Origin of the sequence: Streptosporangium sp. NPDC023963, assembly GCF_040639135.1 — a bacterium.
Taxonomy (GTDB): domain Bacteria; phylum Actinomycetota; class Actinomycetes; order Streptosporangiales; family Streptosporangiaceae; genus Streptosporangium.
Genome location: NZ_JBEZZK010000001.1, coordinates 251,530 through 269,387, shown reverse-complemented (window position 1 = coordinate 269,387; position 17,858 = coordinate 251,530). Strand labels below are relative to the sequence as shown.

Genomic DNA, 17,858 nt, shown 5'->3' with positions numbered 1-17,858 from the left:
TCGTGAGCCCGGGTGGGTTCGGGGTCGCGAGCACGGACGGGTCCGAGTTCACGAGTCCGGGTGGGTTCGAGGTCGTGAGCACGGATGGGCCCGGCGCGCCGCGCCGGGCCCATCACGTTTTCCTTTATTGCACGGTTATCCTGTCCACCTCGATCGTCAGGCCCTTGACCTGCGGCGTCGACGTGCCCGTGGTCACCGTGCCGACCCCGGGGCTGACGCCCTTGATCTTCATCGTGTAGCTCAGGCTGCCTCCCGGGGCGCCGGGCGTGCTGGACACCCGCAGGTCCTCGGCCGGCGGGCCGCTGATCTGGCCGCCCGCGGTGCCGTCGGCGTTCTCGGCGCCCACGGTCAGGCCGTAGCCCGCCGGAGGATCGCCGGGCAGGTTGTCCGGGTCGTAGGTGTAGGTGATGTCCTCGGTCCCGTTCAGGCCGATCCACTGCTGGAAGACCTTGAGATCGCTCGTGCCGTAGAGGTTGACCCGCCACTCGATGACGAGCCAGTCACTGACGCCGTCGGTCAGCGTGCCGGCGTAGACGCCCGGCGTGCCGGTGCCGTCCAGGTCGGTCCAGTAGGGGGCGAGCACGTTGTTCGGGGCCGCGGGGTCGGGCAGGTTCTGCGGCTGGAAGGAGACGTCGGCCGAGCCCGAGCTTCCCCCGGCGATCGTGTAGCCGTTGGAGACGATGCCGAGCCTGGTGTAGGTGTTGCCCGCGTACTGGAACGGGGGCACGGTGAAGTTGATCGCCTGCTCGTCGCCGATCGGCGTCGGCGCGATGCCGAAGGCGTCGAGCGGCAGGTACGGGGCCGGACCGGTGCCCGGGGCGATACCCGGCCTGTCCGGCTGCCTGGCGGCGAGGGTGGTCTTCGTCGTCGCGATCTGGGAGCCGACCTTGGTGGCGCCGGTCACCGAGTTCAGGCGCAGCCTGCCGTCGAGCGTGCTGACCGCCGTGACCTCGGCGTTCTCCAGGGTGTCGTTCTGCACGGTGACGGTGCAGGTGGACTCGCCGGTGTCGCGCGGGATGGTGGCCGGTGCGCAGGTCTGGTCCACCGGGATGGCGCCCTCCTTGCGGACGAACGCGACCGGCAGGTGCAGGTTGCGCGAGCCGCCGACCTGCTTGAGGTTCACCTGGCCGAAGTACTGGCCCTCCGGCAGGTCCGGCGCGGTGATCACCACGCTGAGCTTGACGCTCTTGCCCGCCTTCACGCTGAACAGCGGCGGCAGCACCGTGATGTTCGCGCCGCTCACGGTCGTGCCCGTGGCGGTGAAGGTGAGCGTCTTGTTCGTGACGTTGGTGAACGTCCGCTTGGCGGTGATGAGACCCGGCATGATCGGGGCGTTCACCGACGGCAGGTTCAGGTCGATGCGGTTCAGCGGGTCGTCGGCCGAGGCGGTGAAGTTCTCGCCCGTCTCGTCCAGGGTCAGTCCGGGGTCGCCGGCCTTGGTCAGGTCGACGCGCCCGCCGCCGGTGTCGAACGGGTCGGCCGGGGTGACGCGGTCCTGCTTGGTGACCGAGGTCTTGGCCGTCGTCTCCAGCGCGGACTTCACCTGGCCCGGCGTCCAGGTCGGGTTCAGCGCGAACAGCAGGGCCGCGGAGCCCGCGACGTGCGGCGACGACATCGAGGTGCCCGAGATGGCCTGGTAGAGGTTGCCCTGCGGGCCACCGGCCGGACCCTCGAGCAGCGGTGTCTGACCGGCCAGAATGTGCAGGCCGGGGGCGGTGACGTCCGGCTTGAGGAAGTCGCCGCCGGGGCCGCGCGAGGAGAACGTGGTGATCGCGTCGCCCTGCCAGGTGGCCTTGGTGCCCTGGGTGAACGAGGCCGTCGCGCCGGGGTTGGCCGACAGGAACGCCAGCAGGGCGTCCCCCTCGGGCTTGTCGATGTGGACGGAGGGGATCCAGTGGTTGTCCGTCATCACGTCGAGCGGGGTGGCGTTGTACAGGATCATCCCGGCCGCGCCGCCCTGCCGGACGTTGAAGCCCTTCAGAACCCGGTCGGGACCGCGCTCACAGACGACGATCTTCCCGGTGAACAGGCCCGGGGGCGCGGGCGCGGTGCAGAGCGGGTTGGAGTACGGCGGGGCCGAGGCCCGCACCACCGGCAGCGGGGAGGCGACGCCCGGGGTGATGGAGGCGCCCTTCACCGTGGCCGTCGCGCCGCCGGAACCGGACAGCGTGACCGTCGACTGGAAGGTCCTGGTCTGCGTGGAGGCCGCCACCGTGGTCACCCACGGGCTGACGTGGTTGACGGTCGCCGCGCCGGGACCGGCGTTGCCCGCCGAGGCCGAGACGAGCACGCCCGCCGAGTACGCGTCGAGGAAGGCCAGCTCCACCGGGTCGCTGTAGGGGGAGGTGCCGCCGGAGATCGAGAAGTTGATCACACGGACGCCGTCGAGGATGGCCCGGCCGACCGCCTGGGCGGAGTCTGAGGGGTAGCAGCCCGTGAGGCCGCAGACCTTGTAGACCGACACGTGCGCCGCCGGGGCGATGCCGTGGATCGGTCCCCGGCTGATGCCGAGCGGGTTCGCGTCGGCCACCGGGCCGCCCGCGGAGGTCGTCGCGGTGTGGGTGCCGTGGCCGTTGGAGTCGCGGGCGCTGTCCGGGAAGACCTCGCCGCCGACGTTCGCGTTGTAGGTCTCCAGGAACGGGGCGCCGCCGATGACCTTCCGGTTGCAGACGAACGGGTCGGCCGCCGGGGTGAGCGGGTTGTCGCCGAAGTCGCAGACGCGCGGCGTGCCGTCCTTGGTCGCCGGTACGGCGGGCAGCGTGCCGGGGTCGGCGAACTGGGGGTGCTCGGGCCAGGCACCGGAGTCCAGGATGCCGACGATGACGCCCTTGCCCGACGAGGAGCTGCCGCCCAGCTTGTTGTAGATCGTCGGCGCTCCGATGAACGCGGGGCTGGAGTCGGTCAGCAGCTGCTCGGGCCTGTCCTCCTGGACGGCGGCGACACCGGGCAGTTTCAGCAGCGCGGCCGCCTTGTTCGCGGGGACGCGCAGCGCGATGCCGCCGTAGACGGTCCGCAGTTTCTGGCCCGCCTTGGCGCCTGGCACGTTCCTGGCCAGCTCGGCGAGGAAGGTGTTCTCGACGTCCTCGATGTGCCGCTGGTACTTCTGCGCGTCGCCGCTCTTGATGTCAAGAGCCTTTCCGGTCTTCGCCGGGCTCGTCGCGGGAAGTCCGTCGAGACCGCCCTGGTAGGCGGCGAAAGAGTCGTAGTCGAGCTTGACCATCACGTTGACCGTGGCGCCCGAGGTCGACTTCAGCAGCCCCTCGTCACTCCGGGCGAGTTTGCCGGTGGGGGACTTCGCGCCCTGGACCGGCTCACCCCCGGTCAGGGGGGTCGCCGTCCACTTGGCGGACGGCGTGGGGGTGGGGGTGGGATCCGCGCTCGCCGGCGGCGCCATCGCCGCGACGAGCCCGACGCCGGCGGCGAGCACCGCCACGCGTCTGATCCTCGGTGAGTAGGGCTTCCTGGCCAACGAGACCTCCCTGTAGGCACGCGTGAACCGCCACGCCACAGGAAGGGAGGCCACCCGCGGGCCCGGGGCAGGGCATGCCGAAGAGGCCGTGACCCTCCCCGGTGGGTGACACGCGATCGGCCACCCGGTAAAGGCGGCCGATCATGACAGGGAGCCTAACTAGAGGTCATTTGTTTGCCTAGATCGTTAAATTGACACAATAATCATGGGAATTGGTCAAATTTGATTGCAGACTGGGCCGATGTTCCGGTCTCCCCGAGGTCGGCGGCGTCGGGCTTTTCTCCGCACCGGCGCGATGTGAGATCGCGGGCGGCTGTGACCGTAGGGCGTGATCGCTGGGGCCCACCGCGAAGGTGAGACGGCCGAGAAGGCGGGGCGGCCCGCCCCGCGTAAACTGGCCCCACCTGACACGCGGGAGGCTCGGTTGAAGCTCAAGCTTGATCTACACCCCCTCTACAACAAGGGCGGAGAGATCGACAAGGCGCTGCGGGGCATCATCGACGAGGCCATCAGGAAGAAGGCCACCGAGGTCGAGATCATCCCCGGCAAGGGCTCGGGCCAGCTGAAGAAGAAGGTCCTGCGCTTCCTGGAGCAGAAGGAGATCAAGGCCCTCTACCACCGCATCGACAAGGACGCCAAGAACCACGGCCGCCTCTTCGTCTACTTTCGCTACAAGTAGGTCGACGACCGTTCCAAGGCGGGTGTCCCGGCATGAGTACGGCGCCGGTCGTGGTGGGCTCGTGCTCCGGGTGGGTGGCCGGCGGCGGCGGGAGCCCACCGCCGGCCCGTCCGCTCACCCCTTCAGGCCCGAGCGGGAGATGCCCTCGATGACCCAGCGCTGGGCGACGAGGTAGAGCACGATCACCGGCAGGCTGGCGATCACCGCCCCGGCCATCAGCAGGTCGTAGCGGATGCTGTTGGCGCTCTGGAAGTTGCCCAGGCCTGCCGGCAGGGTCAGGGACTCGGGGCTGAGCAGCACGAAGATCGGCCACAGGAAGTCGTTCCAGTTGGTCAGGAACGACAGCAAAAACAGCGTGACCAGCGCCGGGCGGGCCAGCGGGAGCGCGATGGTGGTGAAGATCTGCCACCGGTTGCAGCCGTCGAGCTCGGCGGCCTCCTCCAGCTCGCCGGGCAGGGTGACGAAGAACTGCCGCAGGAAGAACACGCCGAACGCCCCGGCCGCCGCAGGGACGATCACCGCCGGCAGGCTGTCCACCCAGGCGAGCTCGTTGACGATGAGGAAGTTGGGGATCAGCAGCACCACCGGCGGCACGAACAGCGTCGCCACGACCGTCGCGAAGATCGTGTTCCGGCCGCGGAAGCGGAGCCGGGCGAGCGCGTACGCGGCCGGCGCGGCGGTCACCAGGACCAGGGCCGCGTGGCCGGTGGCGGCGGCGAGGCTGTTGAGGAACCAGGTCATGATCGGGCTGTCGGCGCTGCCGAGCAGCTCCCGGTAGGCGTCCAGCGAGATCGGGTCGGGGATCCACTGCGGCTCGGTGGAACCGGCCGCCTCGCGGGTCTTGAACGAGGTGACGAACATGTAGAGCAGCGGGCTCAGGTAGAGCGCCGCGATCACCGCCAGGACGAGGTGCAGCAGGGAGCGCCGCAGCCGCCGGGTGTCGAGGGTCATCGCCCGCTCCTGTCTCTGAAGGCGCCGAAGACCAGGGCGCTGGCCGCCATCAGGAACGCGGCGAGGATGAAGCTCATCGCGGACGCGGTGCCCATGTCGAACTGGCGCAGGCCGGTCTCGGCGATGAGGTAGATCGCCGTCTTCGTCTGGTCGGCGGGGGCGCCGCGGGTGATCAGGTAGGACTGGCCGAACATGTTGGCCGAGGCCAGGATCGTGGCGTTGACCACGAACACCGTGACGGGCCGCAGCCCCGGCAGGGTCACCGCCCGGAACCGTTGCCAGGCGGAGGCGCCGTCGACCATCGCGGCCTCGTGCAGCTCGCGCGGGATGTCCTGGAGCCCGGCGAGGAAGATGACCGAGTTCAGGCCGAGCGTCCACCAGACCGTCACGCCCACGAGGGCGACCCAGGCGGGCGGCACGTCGGTGGTCCACTGCACGTCCAGGCCGAGGTAGTGGTTGACCAGGCCGATGTTGCCGTCCAGCAGGAACTGCCAGACGAACCCGACGACCGCCACGCCCAGCACGTACGGCGCGAAGTAGACGGCGCGGTAGACGTTGCGCCCCGCGAAGCGGCCGTTCATCAGCAGCGCGACCAGCAGGGGCAGCACGATGAGCAGCGGCACCGACGCGACGGTGAAGACGCCGGTGGCCCGCATGGCCGTCCAGAACCGAGAGCCGTCCACGCTGGCCGGGTCGAACAGCTCGGCGTAGTTCTCCAGCCCGACGAACGGCTTGTCCGGGAGGTTGATGTCCCACTCGTGCAGGCTGGTCCAGAACCCGAAGCCGATCGGCAGCAGCATGAAGACGGCGAACAGCGCGAGGTAGGGGGCGAGGAAGGCGTACGGCGTCCAGGGCCGCATCCTGGGCGTGACCCCGTTGGCGGGGTGCCGGTCCCCCGCGGCGGGGGACCGGCCCTTCCGCTCGGCGAGCAGGCTCACTTCTCGTACTTCCGCTTGTTGGCGGCGAGAAGCTTGTCGGCGGAGGCCACGCCCTCCTTCAGCGCGTCGGCCGGGGACGCCTGCTTCAGCACGGCCTTGGCCACCGCGAGCTCCAGCGCCTTGGACTGCACGTCGCCGACACCGGGCAGCGGCGGCAGGAAGCGGAAGATGTTCACGTCGGAGGCCATCTTGATCTGCGGCAGGTCGGCGATGGCGGGGTCCTGGCGGGCGGAGTTGCGCGCCGGGATCATCCCGGCCTTGGCCCACTCGGTGGACTGGCGGCTGATGTGGTCGATGAAGAACTTGGCCGCCTGGACCTTGTTGGGGTCCTTGCCCGCCTGGGAGGTCATCACGAAGTTGTGCGAGGAGGCCCAGGCCGCGGCCGTGCCGCCGATGTTCGGGATCGGGGACATGCCCCACTTCAGTGACTTCGCGTTGGTCTTCAGGTCGTTGATCTGCCAGATGCCGTCCCAGGTGAAGCTGACCTTGTCGTTCTTGAAGGCGGCGTACTGGCTGTCCTGGGCGACCTTGGCCGGGCTGAGGCCCTTGTCGATCTGCTCGACCATCCAGCCCAGGGCCTTGGCGCCCGCCTCGGAGCCCCAGAGCGCGTTCGCGCCGTCCTCGCTGTAGAGCTCGCCGCCGAACTGCCAGAGCAGGCTCATGAACATCAGGTGGGCCGGCCACTTGCTGGGCATCCAGAACGGGTTCTCGATCCCGGCTTCCTTCAGCCTGCCCAGGGCGTCCTCGTAGGAGGCCCTGTCGGCCGGGGCGTCGTCGAGGTCGATCTTCTCCAGGTGGGAGGCGTTCCAGTAGTCGGCCAGGCTGTGCACGTCCAGCGGGACGCTGTAGCGCTTGCCCTCGTAGATCCCGGCGTTCCACACGGCGGGGATGAAGTCGGACTCGCTGAGCTTCAGCGCGCCGACCACGTCGTCCAGCGGGATCAGCGTCTTGCGGGTGGCGAAGGTGCCGATCCAGTCGTTGTGGATGACCGCCACGTCCGGGCCCTTGCCCGCGGTGATGGCCGTCGGCATGGCCGGGTAGAGGTCCTCCCAGCGCCGGGTGACGTTGCGGACCTCGATGCGGCCGGCGTACTCCTTGTTGAACGCCTCCAGCATGGTCCGCATGTGCGGGCCGTCGCCGCCGGTGAAACCGTTCCAGTAGTCCAGGGTCACCTTGGGGCCGGAGTACTCCCCGCCGGAGAAGGTCGGCGCGGCCGGGGCCGGGGAGGAGGCGCCGGCTCCGAGCTTGGTGCCGCCGCCGCAGGCGGCCAGCGCGGCGGTGAGACCGGCGGCGCCGGTCAGGCCCATGAACGAGCGGCGGGACAGGGGACTGGTCATGTTCCTACTCCTGGGGGGAATTCTGGGGGGAAAGGGGAGCGAAGCGGACGATGTTCCACGAGACGGGTGAGAGGTTCAGGAAGGCGCGGCGGCCCTCCATGCGCGGGCCGTCGCCCGGCCGGGGGACGACACGGTCGGGCGCGTCGGCGGAGTTGACCGCCGACAGGTCGTCGTCGGTGAGCTCCAGGTGCTCCACGGGCCGCAGGCCCTCCGGCAACGCGAGCTCCAGCGCGCACGGACCGTGCCGGTCGCGGTTGACCACGAACAGCGTCAGCTCGCCGGTCGCCTCGTCGTGCGTGGCGGTCGCCCAGATCGCGGGCGCCTCCCCGTACTTGGCGGTCGGGATCACCTCGCACTCCGGCTCCACCCGCAGCACCTGGCCGCGGGCGTGCCGCGCGGTCAGCGCGAACGGGTGGAAGATGCTCTGCCGCCACGCCGGGCCGCCCGGCTCGGTCCTGATCGGGGCGATCACGTTGGCCAGCTGCGCCTGGCAGGCGACGCCGACCCGGTCGGTGTTGCGCAGCAGCGTGATGAGCAGGCTGCCGACCACCACCGCGTCGGTCACGTCGTAGGTGTCCTCGATCAGCCGCGGGCGCTCCTGCCAGTCCAGCGAGGACTCGCCGGAGAAGCGGCTCTGGTACCAGACGTTCCACTCGTCGAAGGAGAGCCTGATCCGCTTCCCGCTGCGCAGCTTCGCGCCCACGTGGTCGGCGGTGGCCGTGATCGAGCGGATCATGTGCTCCATGTCGGCGCCGCTGGCGAGGAAGGAGTCGGCGTCGCCGTCGGAGGGGTCGTAGTAGGCGTGCAGCGAGATGTAGTCGACCATCTCGTACGTCGCCTCCAGCACCTCGGCCTCCCAGGCGCCGAACGTCGGCATGCCGCTGTTGGAGCTGCCGCAGGCCACCAGTGACAGGCCGTCGTCGAAGCGCTTGAGGGCCCGCGCGGTCTCGGCGGCGAGCCGGCCGTACTCGGCGGCGGTCTTGTGGCCCATCTGCCACGGGCCGTCCAGCTCGTTGCCCAGGCACCACAGCCGCACGTCGTGCGGCTTGTCGACGCCGTGCGAGCGGCGCAGGTCCGACAGGCGCGTGCCGCCGGGGTAGTTGGTGTACTCGACCAGCTCCAGCGCCTCGGCCACCCCTCTGGTGCCGAGGTTGAGCGCCATCATCGGCTCGACCCCGGCCTTGGCGGCCCAGGCCATGAACTCGTTGAGCCCGAAGGCGTTGCCCTCCAGGCTCCGCCAGGCGAGGTCCAGCCGTGCCGGCCGCTCCTCGGCCGGGCCGACGCCGTCCTCCCAGCGGTAGTTGGAGACGAAGTTGCCCCCCGGGTAGCGGACCAGCGTCACCCCGAGCTCGCGGGTCAGCTCCAGCACGTCGGTGCGCAGGCCGTCGGCGTCGGCCAGCGGGTGGCCGGGCTCGAAGACGCCGGTGTAGACGCAGCGGCCCATGTGCTCGACGAAGGAACCGAAGAGCCGGGGCTCCACCGGGCCGATCCGGAAGGCGGGGTCCAGGGTGAGACGGGCGGTGGTCGCCAAGACACGACCTCTCTGTTAACGCGACATTTCGTGGTAGGGGGTTTCTACAACGTTGTTTCAACGTTGTAAACAGTCGCTTCGGAAGTCGATACCGGGGCGTTACGATCGTCGCAATCGGATCTCGTACGCTCCGTGGAGCGCCGGCCGGGCCGGGCGGCGGAGGGCGCGGCGTCGGGCGGCGGAGGCCGCGGCGGGAATGGGGGAGCGGGTGGGAGCGAGCCTGCGCGACATCGCGCGCCTGGCGGGGGTGTCGGTGAAGACCGTCTCCAACGTCGTCAACGGGTACGCCCACGTGTCGCCCGTGACACGGGCCAAGGTCGAGGAGGCGCTCTCCCAGCTGGAGTACCGGCCCAACCTGTCTGCCAGGAGCCTGCGTCAGGGACGCACCGGCGTGATCGCCCTGGCGCTGCCCGAGCTCGACGCCCCCTACTTCGCCGAGCTGTCCAGGTTCGTCATCGACGCCGCGGCCGAGCTGAGGTGGCTGGTGGTCATCGAGCAGACCGACGGCCGCCTGGAGCGGGAGCGGCGCATCCTCGACGGGGTCCGCGACCACCGGGTGGACGGGGTGATCCTCAGCCCCATCGCCATCGGCGCCGACGAGCTCGCGGCGCGCACCGACGCCACCGCGCTCGTGCTGCTGGGCGAGCGGATCCACGACGGCCCCGCCGACCACGTGGCCATCGACAACGTACGGGCGGCGCGCGACGTCACCGAGCACCTGATCGGGCTCGGCCGCACCCGCGTCGCCGCGCTGGGCGCCGAGGACAACGCCGCCAGCGGCACCGCCCCGCTCCGGCTCGCCGGGTACCGCGAGGCGATGGCCGCCCACGGGCTGCCCGAGACGGTCGCCACGGTCGAGCGCTACCGCAGGGACCAGGGGGCGGCGGCGATGGCCGCGCTGCTGGCGCGCGCCGAGCCGCCCGACGCGGTCTTCTGCTTCAACGACCTGCTGGCGCTGGGCGCCATGCGGACCATTCTCTCCGCCGGCCTGCGGGTGCCCGAGGACGTCGCGCTGGCCGGCCTCGACGACATCGAGGACGGCCGTTTCAGCACCCCGACCCTGACCACGGTCGCCCCCGACAAGGCCCAGCTGGCCCGGACCGCGGTCGACCTGCTCAAGCAGCGGATCGACGGCCCCGCCGACCGCCCCCCGAAGGAGGTGGGCGCGGGCTACCGGCTCATGGTCAGGGAGAGCACCCTCGGGCGGTGACCGGCGCGCCCCCTCCGGGGGCCGGTCGTCCTCGCCGCCTGGGCTTTCACCGGCCGGTGAAATCGCGGCTTTACGGGGTGCCGCAGATGATTCACAATTCCTGCGGGGGGTCACACGCCGATGCGGTTCGATAGGGGCATCATGCAACTCGGTAGGCGATCCCTGGTGGCGGTCCTCCTCACCCTCGGATTTCTCTCGCTGGCGTTACTCATCGCCGCACTGGCGATCGGCCCGGCCGGAGAGACGGCCCTGGCCGCCGCTCCGGCGAGGGGCGCCCCGTACGCGGTCGTTCCGGCGGGGGCGGGCGACGACACCACCCCGCCCACGCGTCCCGCGGGGACGCGGCCCTGTCCGGTGCCGGCCGCCTCCACCCCGACCGGCTACGCCTCCATCTGCTGGGACCCCTCGTCGGACGACACGGGGGTCGTCGGCTACGACCTGTACCGCCTGGACGCCGGCGGTTTCGTCCTCGCCTCCACCACGACCGGCACGGTCGGCGGCTTCTCGGGCGAGCTGAACCGCTCGTACACGATGTACGTCGTGGCCAGGGACGCGGCGGGGAACGTCAGCCCGCCCTCCACCCTGATCACGGTGTCCGCGACGGTCGGCATGACGCCGACCGCCTCGCCGACCCCGCAGCCGGGCGACCGCGTGCCCCCGTCCAAGCCGGCCGGTCTGAGCGAGCCCTGCCTGTGGGACTTCCGGGGCATCGCGTTCTGCTGGCAGGCGTCGAGCGACAACGTGGCGGTGACGGGGTACGACGTCTACCGCGAGACCGCGACGGGTTACGCCAAGGTCGGCACGACCACCTATCCCTCGTACCAGAACTCCAGGGAACCCGGCGTGGTCATCGGGCAGCGCTACACCTACGTCGTGGTCGCCAGGGACGCGGCCGGCAACCTCAGCGCGCCCTCCGACCCGCTGTCCGTCCTGGCCAGGGAAGGTCTTCCCTCGCCGACGCCGACGCCCGGCCCGTCGTGCGCGGTGTCGTACCGCGCGACGACATGGGGTTCGGGGCTGACCGCGGAGATCACCGTGCGCAACACCGGCACGACCGCGATCGACGGCTGGACGCTGACGGTCGACTACTCGACGTCGGCCGTACGCCTCACCACGGGCTGGTCGGCGGACTGGACCCAGGCCGGCTCACGGCTCACCGGCACGAGCAAGCACTGGAACAAGGTCATCCCCGTCGGCTCGTCGGTGCAGGCCGGGTTCGTCCTCTCCTACAGCGGCCCCCCGCCCGTTCTCGTGGGCTTCGCCCTCAACGGAAAGTCCTGCACCACCGGCTGACCGCGTCCTGGCGGTGCCGCGCCGGCACCGCCAGGACCCGCCAGAACCCGCCGGTCCGGACCCGGCCGAGGCCGGCCGTACGGCCTGTGTCATCGGGCCTGGGCCTTGACGGCACCGTGGACCGCGTCGAGGAGGTCGGCGGCCCTGCGGTCGGGCACGCCCTCCTGGATGTGGTTCATGACGTAGCCGAAGGCGAGGCCGGTCGCCGGGTCGGCGAAACCGAGCGATCCGCCGTAGCCGGGGAACCCGAAGGCGGTCGGGCTGTACCAGAAGGCGTCGGGGGTCGGCAGGCCGAAACCGGTGCCGATCCGGACCGGAACCCGCAGGACGCGGTCGACGCCGCCGGCCTGTTCCGCGGTCGCCGCGGCCAGGGTGGCGGGTGTGAGGACGCGATGCCCGTCGACCTCGCCGATGAGCGCGGCGTAGAAGCGGGCCAGCGCGCGGGCCGTGCAGATGCCGTTTGTGGAGGGCATCTCGGCGACCTGCTCGGCGGGGTCGTCGTGGTTCGGCATCGGCGTGATGACGCTCGTCGCCCGCCTGGTCAGCGAGGTGGGATCGGCGTAGGCCCGCATCACCTCGCGCGCGGCCTCGGGGAGGGAGTCCAGGTCGATCCGGGCGAACGCGTCCAGGTCGACGGGGGCGGCGACGATCCGGCTGACCCGGGGCAGTTCGGCTTCCGGCAGCCCGATCCACAGGTCCAGGCCGAGCGGCGCGGCGATCTCCTCGGCGAGGAACGTGCCGAGGCTGCGGCCGGTCACCCGGCGGACGACCTCCCCGACCAGCCAGCCGTAGGTGTGCGCGTGGTAGCCGTGCGCGGTGCCCGGCTCCCAGAGGGGGCGCTGGGCGGCCAGGGCGGTCACCATCGGTTCCCAGGCGATCGCCTCCGCGGGGGTGATCGGGTGGTCGATCGCGGGCAGCCCGGCCTGGTGGGTGAGCAGCCAGCGGACCGGGACGCGCTCCTTGCCGTTCGCCGCGAACTCCGGCCAGTACTCGGCGACGGGCGCGTCGAGGTCCAGCTCGCCCCGCTGGGCCAGCAGGTGCGCGCAGGCGGCGGTGACGCCCTTGGTGGTGGAGAACACGACCTGCAGCGTGTCGCGTTCCCAGCGGCGGCCGGTCACGGGGTCGGCGATCCCGCCCCACAGGTCGACGACCTTCCGGCCGTGCAGGTAGACGCCGACCGCGGCGCCCACCTCCTGCCCGCCGGCCAGGTTGGCCGCGAACGCCTCGCGTACTCCTTCGAACCCCGGCGCGGTGCTTCCTCCGATTTCGGGCATGCGTCATGGCCTTCCGTTTGGTGTGTGTCGCGGGAGGTGCTACCCGCGCCATTTCTCGATGAGCCAGGCGCAGATCTCCGGCTCGGTCATCTCGGGGAACTCCTCGGCGAACGTGACGAGTGCGCGTACCGCCTCGTCCCGGTCCAGGCCGCGCGCCGTCGCCGCGCTCAGATACTCCTGGCGTGCGGCGGAAGGGCGGCCTCCGCCCGCGCCGCGGCCCGGCAGGCCGTCGCGCCACCGCGCGATCTCCTCCAGGCGGTCGGCCCGCCAGCCGGGGGCTCCGTCGACCTCGACGTCGGGCTCGGGGAAGGGGTGCCGCGAATCGCGCGGATGGCGGGAGCGCCACTTGTGCACCGCGTGCCGGCTCACCCCCAGCGCCTCACCGATGCCGAGAACGCCGAGGAAGTGCTCGGTCATGGCGCACCAACTTGTCTGTCCGGCCTCCTCCGTGGGTCCCAATTACTACCACGCCCGAGGCGAGGCCCCGTGTCCACAGGACACGTCCAACCTTGTCTCTGTCAGAGACGACATTAGGATGGACTTTTCAACATCGTCAATAGGAGAGACGACGTTATCCTGGGGGTTGGAACTTTACGGGCGCTTTATACGTCGTTCGAGGAAAGCGGGGGCATCGCCAGGGGAAGGGCGGGGGTAGCGATAGGGGTGACACGATCGCTCGCCGGGGGCGGGTGTGAGATGCGTGTGGACGGGGACTGTCTCGTCGTCGACGTGCCGGGGCGCCATCCGATCCGGTTGCCGCTCACCGGCGGGGAACGCGCGGCCCGCCTGGTCATGTACCGCCTTCCCCGCGAGAGCGGGATCGTCCACGGGATCGCGATCCTGAACGCCGGGGGAAGGGGCGTGCTCGACTCCCCGGGGGCCAGGCCCCGTCATCTGGTGGAGGCGTTCGCCGTGCACGCCGGGCTGCTCTTCGAGTATCGGCCCCATGTTTCGGAGCGGGAGGGGTACGCCGACATCGAGACCCGGGCGCGGGGGTGGCGCAACACGGCGGACGTGGGGCTGCCGGTGCGCGGCGCCCACTCTCCCCACGAGGTGGCGCTCCGGCTCCGGCCGTACGACCAGGTGTCCGGCGAGCTCCGGCCGTGCGAGGGGGCGCTGGAGGGCACGCCCTGCCCGGCGACCACGCTCAGCTGGGACGGCCGGATGCTGGTCGCGACGGATCCGGTGGCGGGGCGCTCGCTGCGGCACATGCCCGCCGCCCTGTACCACTACCGGTACGAGCGCCGGGTGCTCGTCTCCGGCAAGGAGGAGACGCGCTTCCTCACCGGGCTCGCCCTGCTCGACGCCGACGGGCTGGTGCTCGCCGACCTTCCCGGCGAGTGGCCGGCCCATGAGGTGGCCGCCTTCGCGGCCGGGCGGAGACTTCCCGTGCACGACGCCCTGGTGGCGCCGTCGAAGGAGGTGCGCACCATGCTGAGCAGGCGGGCTCCCAGCTGGACGCGCCTCACCGGGCTGGAGGTCCCCCGGCTGTCCAGGGCCAAGAAGACCGTCGCGGTCTGCGCCGGGGCCGCGGGGTTGTTCGCGATGGCCTATGTCGTCACGACGGGCGGCTGGTTCGCGTGGCGGGGGCTGTCCGCGCTGGGCGGGATGCTGCTGGACCTGCTGGACGCCAAGTGGCTGGCGGTCTTCTTCTCCCCCCTGCTCGTCGTCCTGAAGCCCGTGCGGCAGGCGTGGCACACCTGGCGCATCCGGCGCGGCACCGCGCTCGGGCCACCCGGGGGGCCGTACCTCTCCGTCACGCGCGGGGGGACGCCCGGGGGGACGCTGCGCGTCCGGCTCGGCGCGCGGATGGTCCCCGACGACGTGGAGATCGGGCCTGACCTGGGCCGCGCGGCCGGCCTGATGGCCTACCGCCACGAGAGGCTGTCCGGGCTCTTCGTGGTGGACGGCGAGGGCAGGCCCGTGCGCCACCTGCCCGGCCCCTGGCCGCTGGAGGACGCGCACCGCTTCGCCGCGCGGCGCGGGCTCGGCTTCGAGGTCCGGACGCTGGGCCGTGAGGAGTACCTCGACCTCACCGCCCGCGCTCACGACGCCGTACCCTGACCCGCACGACGACACCGGGGGACGTCTCGATGCCGGATGCCTCTGAGCGGTGATGATTCCACAAGACGGATCGACGCCAGGTGGGCTCGTACGGCACCATTATGTGACGCATGACGGCAATGTCCTCTCTGGCGATCGGCGAAGCCTCCGGCAGCTCGCGGATCGCGGCGAGGTTCTGCCCGGGTGGAGGCCCGATCCTCTCGTGAACGACCTCTCCATAGATCGCGCCGCTCCCACCCGCATACCTCTCACCTCCCTGAAAGGCCCCCTATGAGCGACATCAACGCACTCCTCGCCCAGCGCGCCGAGCTGGACCGCCAGATCGAGGAACTCCAGTCCGGAGACCTGAAGGAGCGCGAGAACACGCTCGGCGACATCCTCGCGGCCGTCGCCGAGTGGGCCACCGTCCGCGGTCACGAGGCGCTCAGGAGGGAACTCAAGAACTGGGAGTACGTCACCTTCGCCGGTATCGAGGTCGGCGTGGGTCACGACGGCGGTGAGCGCTGGGGGCTGCCGCAGAGCTCGGTCAGCGTGATGGACTCCGTCAGCGGGACCGACGTGGAGTTCGGCACCACGCCCCCTCCGGTCCAGGCCGTCCTCGGCCTGCTTGAGGGCCTGCTGGCCACGCGCTAGCCCCGTCCCGCGCGTCCGCCGGAACCAGGACGGTCTCCGCACCACCGCGCCGGCCTCGCGCGCACGCCGGAACCCCCGCCCCCCGGAGGGCGGGGGTTCGCGCGTCAGAGCTTGCGGAAGGTCCTCGCCTCCTCCGCCGCCGCGAGCACGGCCCGCAGCGCGCAGCCGGTGCCCGCCGACACGACGGCCGAGATCGCCCCCTCGACGAACGGCACGTCGGCGATGACCACGCGCTCGTCCGCGAAGAGCCGGGCGGTGAGCACCGAGCTTCCCAGGTCGGGGATGAGGATCACCCCGTCTCCCCGGTCCACCTCCTCGATCGCCGCCGCCACCAGGTCGGGGCTGGTCCCGAGGCCGCCGTCCTCGGTGCCGCCCGCGGCGGCCAGCGGGACGTTCCCGCCGCCGATCTGCGAGGCCAGCAGCGCCACCTCGGCCGCGAGCGGGCCGCTGTGCGAGATGAGGACGATGCCTACCACGGGCTCACCACCGGTCCGCCGGCCGGTCCGCGACCGGGTGCGAGCCGGCGGCCGCTCGCCTTTGGCCGGAGCGGGGAGCGGGTCATCGCGCCGCCACCGTGTGCAGGGCGGAGAGGACGAGCGCGGTGGAGGCGGCGCCGGGGTCCTCGTGGCCCACGCTGCGCGGCCCGAGATAGCTGGCCCGGCCCTTGCGGGCCTGCATCGGGATCGTCGCCTCGGCCCCGGTACGGGCCGCGGCCGCCGCGGCGCCGATCGCCTCCGCCGGGGCCTTCCCGTCCTGTACGGCCGCCTCCAGTGCCCGCACGGCCGGGGCGAGGGCGTCCACCATGGTCTTGTCGCCCTCGGCCGCGGACCCCAGCTTGCGCACCCCGGCGAGCCCGGCCTCCAGGGCGGCGTGGAGCTGCGCGACGGACACCTCGGGGGTATCGCCCAGCGTCTTGCCCGCCTCGCGGAACGCCGTGCCGTACAGGGGGCCGGACGCCCCGCCGACCTTGCGGATCAGGGTGTTGCCCACCAGCACCAGCAGCGATCCCGGGGTGCCGGGTGCTCTGTCGGCCAGGGCCGTGGTGACCGCGGTGAAACCCCGATCGAGGTTGGCGCCGTGGTCGGCGTCGCCGATCGCGGCGTCCAGGCCGGTCAGCCGCTCCCTTTCCGCGGCGACGGTCCTGGCGGTCTCCTCGATCCAGGCGGCGAAAAGGGCGGTGTCCATCGCGGTGTTCATCTCAGCGTCCGGTGTCGGTGTCTGTCGGTGTCTGTCGGTGTCTGTCGGTGTCTGTCGGTGTCGGTTCCGTGCCTGTCGGCGTCGGTGTCGGAGGCCATCAGCGGCCCCAGCGCAGCGCGGGGGTCTCGACGGGGGCGTCCCACAACCGGGTGAGCTCCTCGTTCAACCGGCAGACCGTGATCGAGAATCCCTGCATGTCGAGGCTCGTCACGTAGTTGCCGACAAGGTTACGCGCCGCCCGCGCCCCCTTCTCCGCCAGGTGCTCCACGACGGCCGCGTAGGCGATGTACAGCTCGATCAGCGGGGTGCCGCCCATGCCGTTCACCATCACGAGGGTGTCGCCGGAGATCGGCAGGTCCTCGTGGATCGCGTCCATCGCCAGGTGGACCAGCTCGCGGGCCGGGCGCATGGCCGAGCGCGTCCGGCCGGGCTCGCCGTGGATGCCGATGCCCAGCTCGATCTCGGTGTCGGCGAGATCGAAGGTGGGCATGCCCGCCGCGGGTGTGGTGCAGGGGCTCAGCGCGACCCCGAAGGAGCGGCTGCGGGCGTTGACCTCCCTGGCCACCCGCGCGACCTCGGCCAGCGGCGCGCCGGTCTCGGCCATCGCCCCGGCGATCTTCTCGACGAACAGCGTGGCACCGGTGCCCCTGCGTCCCGCCGTGTAGAGGGAGTCGCGCACGGCCACGTCGTCGTCGACCAGCACGCTCTCCACCCGCACCCCCTCCTCGCCGCTCAGCTCGGCGGCCATCTGGAAGTTCAGCACGTCGCCCGTGTAGTTCTTCACGATGTGCAGGACGCCCGCCCCGTCGTCCACCGCCGCGGTGGCCTCGATCATCTGGTCGGGTACCGGGGAGGTGAAGATCTCACCGGCGCAGGCCGCGTCGAGCATGCCGTACCCCACGAACCCGGCGTGCAGCGGCTCATGCCCCGACCCGCCGCCGGACACCAGACCCACCTTGCCGGGGCGCGGCCCCGAGGCCCGGAACACGATCTGGTTGTCCACGTCCACCCGCAGCCCGGGATGGGCCGCCGCGACGCCGCGCAGCGCATCGGGAACGACGGACTCGACATCGTTGATGAGCTTTTTCACAGTTCCCAAACTCGCCCTGTTCGCGAGCGATGGCAAGCATCGGCCGCGGAAGCCTCTTCCCGGTTCCGATCCTCGCCCGGACCGGGGCGGGCGGGATCGGCGCGCGGCCGTCGCCGGGCAGGGAGAACCGGCGGGTACGCGAAGGTGGCGGGCAGAGGTGGCGCTGTAGGAGGATCTGCCGAGGTCCTGTCC

Annotated in this window: 15 protein-coding genes; 5 read left to right on the top strand and 10 right to left on the bottom strand. The window is 71.4% G+C overall.

Features of this window, described 5'->3' with window-relative positions; genetic code table 11:
- Positions 1-124: 124 nt before the first annotated feature.
- Positions 125-3,433, bottom strand: a complete 3,309-nt coding sequence (locus AB0F88_RS01150; RefSeq protein WP_362676050.1) for a S8 family serine peptidase — start codon at positions 3,431-3,433, stop codon at positions 125-127.
- Positions 3,434-3,893: 460 nt separating this feature from the next.
- Between AB0F88_RS01150 and AB0F88_RS01145 the strand changes: the two genes are divergently transcribed.
- The gene (locus tag AB0F88_RS01145; RefSeq protein WP_329093428.1) at positions 3,894-4,148 is read left to right on the top strand and encodes a Smr/MutS family protein; all 255 of its coding nucleotides are present in this window, start codon (positions 3,894-3,896) and stop codon (positions 4,146-4,148) included.
- A 114-nt stretch (positions 4,149-4,262) separates the two neighbouring features.
- On the opposite strand, the gene AB0F88_RS01140 is transcribed toward AB0F88_RS01145, so the two are convergent.
- From AB0F88_RS01140 to AB0F88_RS01125, 4 genes are read right to left on the bottom strand one after another with little or no spacing between them, the layout of a single operon-like run.
- A complete protein-coding gene (locus AB0F88_RS01140) occupies positions 4,263-5,099 on the bottom strand; it encodes a carbohydrate ABC transporter permease (RefSeq protein WP_362676048.1) in 837 nt (278 codons plus the stop codon).
- Positions 5,096-6,037, bottom strand: coding sequence for a sugar ABC transporter permease (locus AB0F88_RS01135; protein ID WP_362676046.1), 942 nt, complete (start codon positions 6,035-6,037; stop codon positions 5,096-5,098). Before AB0F88_RS01135 ends, AB0F88_RS01140 begins: the two co-directional genes overlap by 4 nt.
- Positions 6,034-7,374: an ABC transporter substrate-binding protein gene (locus AB0F88_RS01130; RefSeq protein ID WP_362676044.1), complete on the bottom strand. Its 1,341-nt coding sequence runs from the start codon at positions 7,372-7,374 to the stop codon at positions 6,034-6,036. Before AB0F88_RS01130 ends, AB0F88_RS01135 begins: the two co-directional genes overlap by 4 nt.
- A 4-nt stretch (positions 7,375-7,378) precedes the next feature.
- The gene (locus AB0F88_RS01125; protein WP_362676042.1) at positions 7,379-8,905 is read right to left on the bottom strand and encodes an alpha-N-arabinofuranosidase; all 1,527 of its coding nucleotides are present in this window, start codon (positions 8,903-8,905) and stop codon (positions 7,379-7,381) included.
- A gap of 208 nt (positions 8,906-9,113) precedes the next feature.
- Here AB0F88_RS01125 and AB0F88_RS01120 point away from each other — a divergent pair, with 208 nt between their 5' ends.
- Both AB0F88_RS01120 and AB0F88_RS01115 read left to right on the top strand, forming a co-directional pair.
- Positions 9,114-10,115, top strand: coding sequence for a LacI family DNA-binding transcriptional regulator (locus tag AB0F88_RS01120; protein ID WP_362676040.1), 1,002 nt, complete (start codon positions 9,114-9,116; stop codon positions 10,113-10,115).
- A gap of 141 nt (positions 10,116-10,256) precedes the next feature.
- Entirely contained in the window at positions 10,257-11,408 is a 1,152-nt protein-coding gene (locus AB0F88_RS01115; RefSeq protein WP_362676038.1) for a cellulose binding domain-containing protein, read from the top strand.
- An 89-nt stretch (positions 11,409-11,497) separates the two neighbouring features.
- On the opposite strand, the gene AB0F88_RS01110 is transcribed toward AB0F88_RS01115, so the two are convergent.
- Complete coding sequence (locus AB0F88_RS01110; RefSeq protein ID WP_362676036.1) at positions 11,498-12,682, bottom strand: serine hydrolase domain-containing protein; 1,185 nt, start codon at positions 12,680-12,682, stop codon at positions 11,498-11,500.
- 39 nt (positions 12,683-12,721) lie between these two features.
- Positions 12,722-13,099: a hypothetical protein gene (locus tag AB0F88_RS01105; protein ID WP_362676034.1), complete on the bottom strand. Its 378-nt coding sequence runs from the start codon at positions 13,097-13,099 to the stop codon at positions 12,722-12,724.
- 279 nt (positions 13,100-13,378) lie between these two features.
- On the opposite strand from AB0F88_RS01105, the gene AB0F88_RS01100 reads away from it, so the two are divergent.
- Both AB0F88_RS01100 and AB0F88_RS01095 read left to right on the top strand, forming a co-directional pair.
- Entirely contained in the window at positions 13,379-14,746 is a 1,368-nt protein-coding gene (locus AB0F88_RS01100) for a hypothetical protein (RefSeq protein WP_362676032.1), read from the top strand.
- Positions 14,747-15,016: 270 nt separating this feature from the next.
- Positions 15,017-15,379 carry a hypothetical protein gene (locus tag AB0F88_RS01095; RefSeq protein ID WP_362676030.1) on the top strand — a complete coding sequence of 121 codons (363 nt, stop codon included), beginning with the start codon at positions 15,017-15,019 and terminating at the stop codon, positions 15,377-15,379.
- 104 nt (positions 15,380-15,483) lie between these two features.
- On the opposite strand, the gene AB0F88_RS01090 is transcribed toward AB0F88_RS01095, so the two are convergent.
- From AB0F88_RS01090 to dhaK, 3 genes are all read right to left on the bottom strand, one after another.
- Positions 15,484-15,855, bottom strand: coding sequence for a phosphoenolpyruvate--protein phosphotransferase (locus AB0F88_RS01090; RefSeq protein ID WP_362676028.1), 372 nt, complete (start codon positions 15,853-15,855; stop codon positions 15,484-15,486).
- Positions 15,856-15,937: 82 nt separating this feature from the next.
- Positions 15,938-16,564, bottom strand: coding sequence for a dihydroxyacetone kinase subunit DhaL (gene dhaL, locus AB0F88_RS01085; protein WP_362676026.1), 627 nt, complete (start codon positions 16,562-16,564; stop codon positions 15,938-15,940).
- A 109-nt stretch (positions 16,565-16,673) separates the two neighbouring features.
- Positions 16,674-17,666, bottom strand: coding sequence for a dihydroxyacetone kinase subunit DhaK (gene dhaK, locus AB0F88_RS01080; RefSeq protein WP_362676024.1), 993 nt, complete (start codon positions 17,664-17,666; stop codon positions 16,674-16,676).
- Positions 17,667-17,858: the final 192 nt, after the last annotated feature.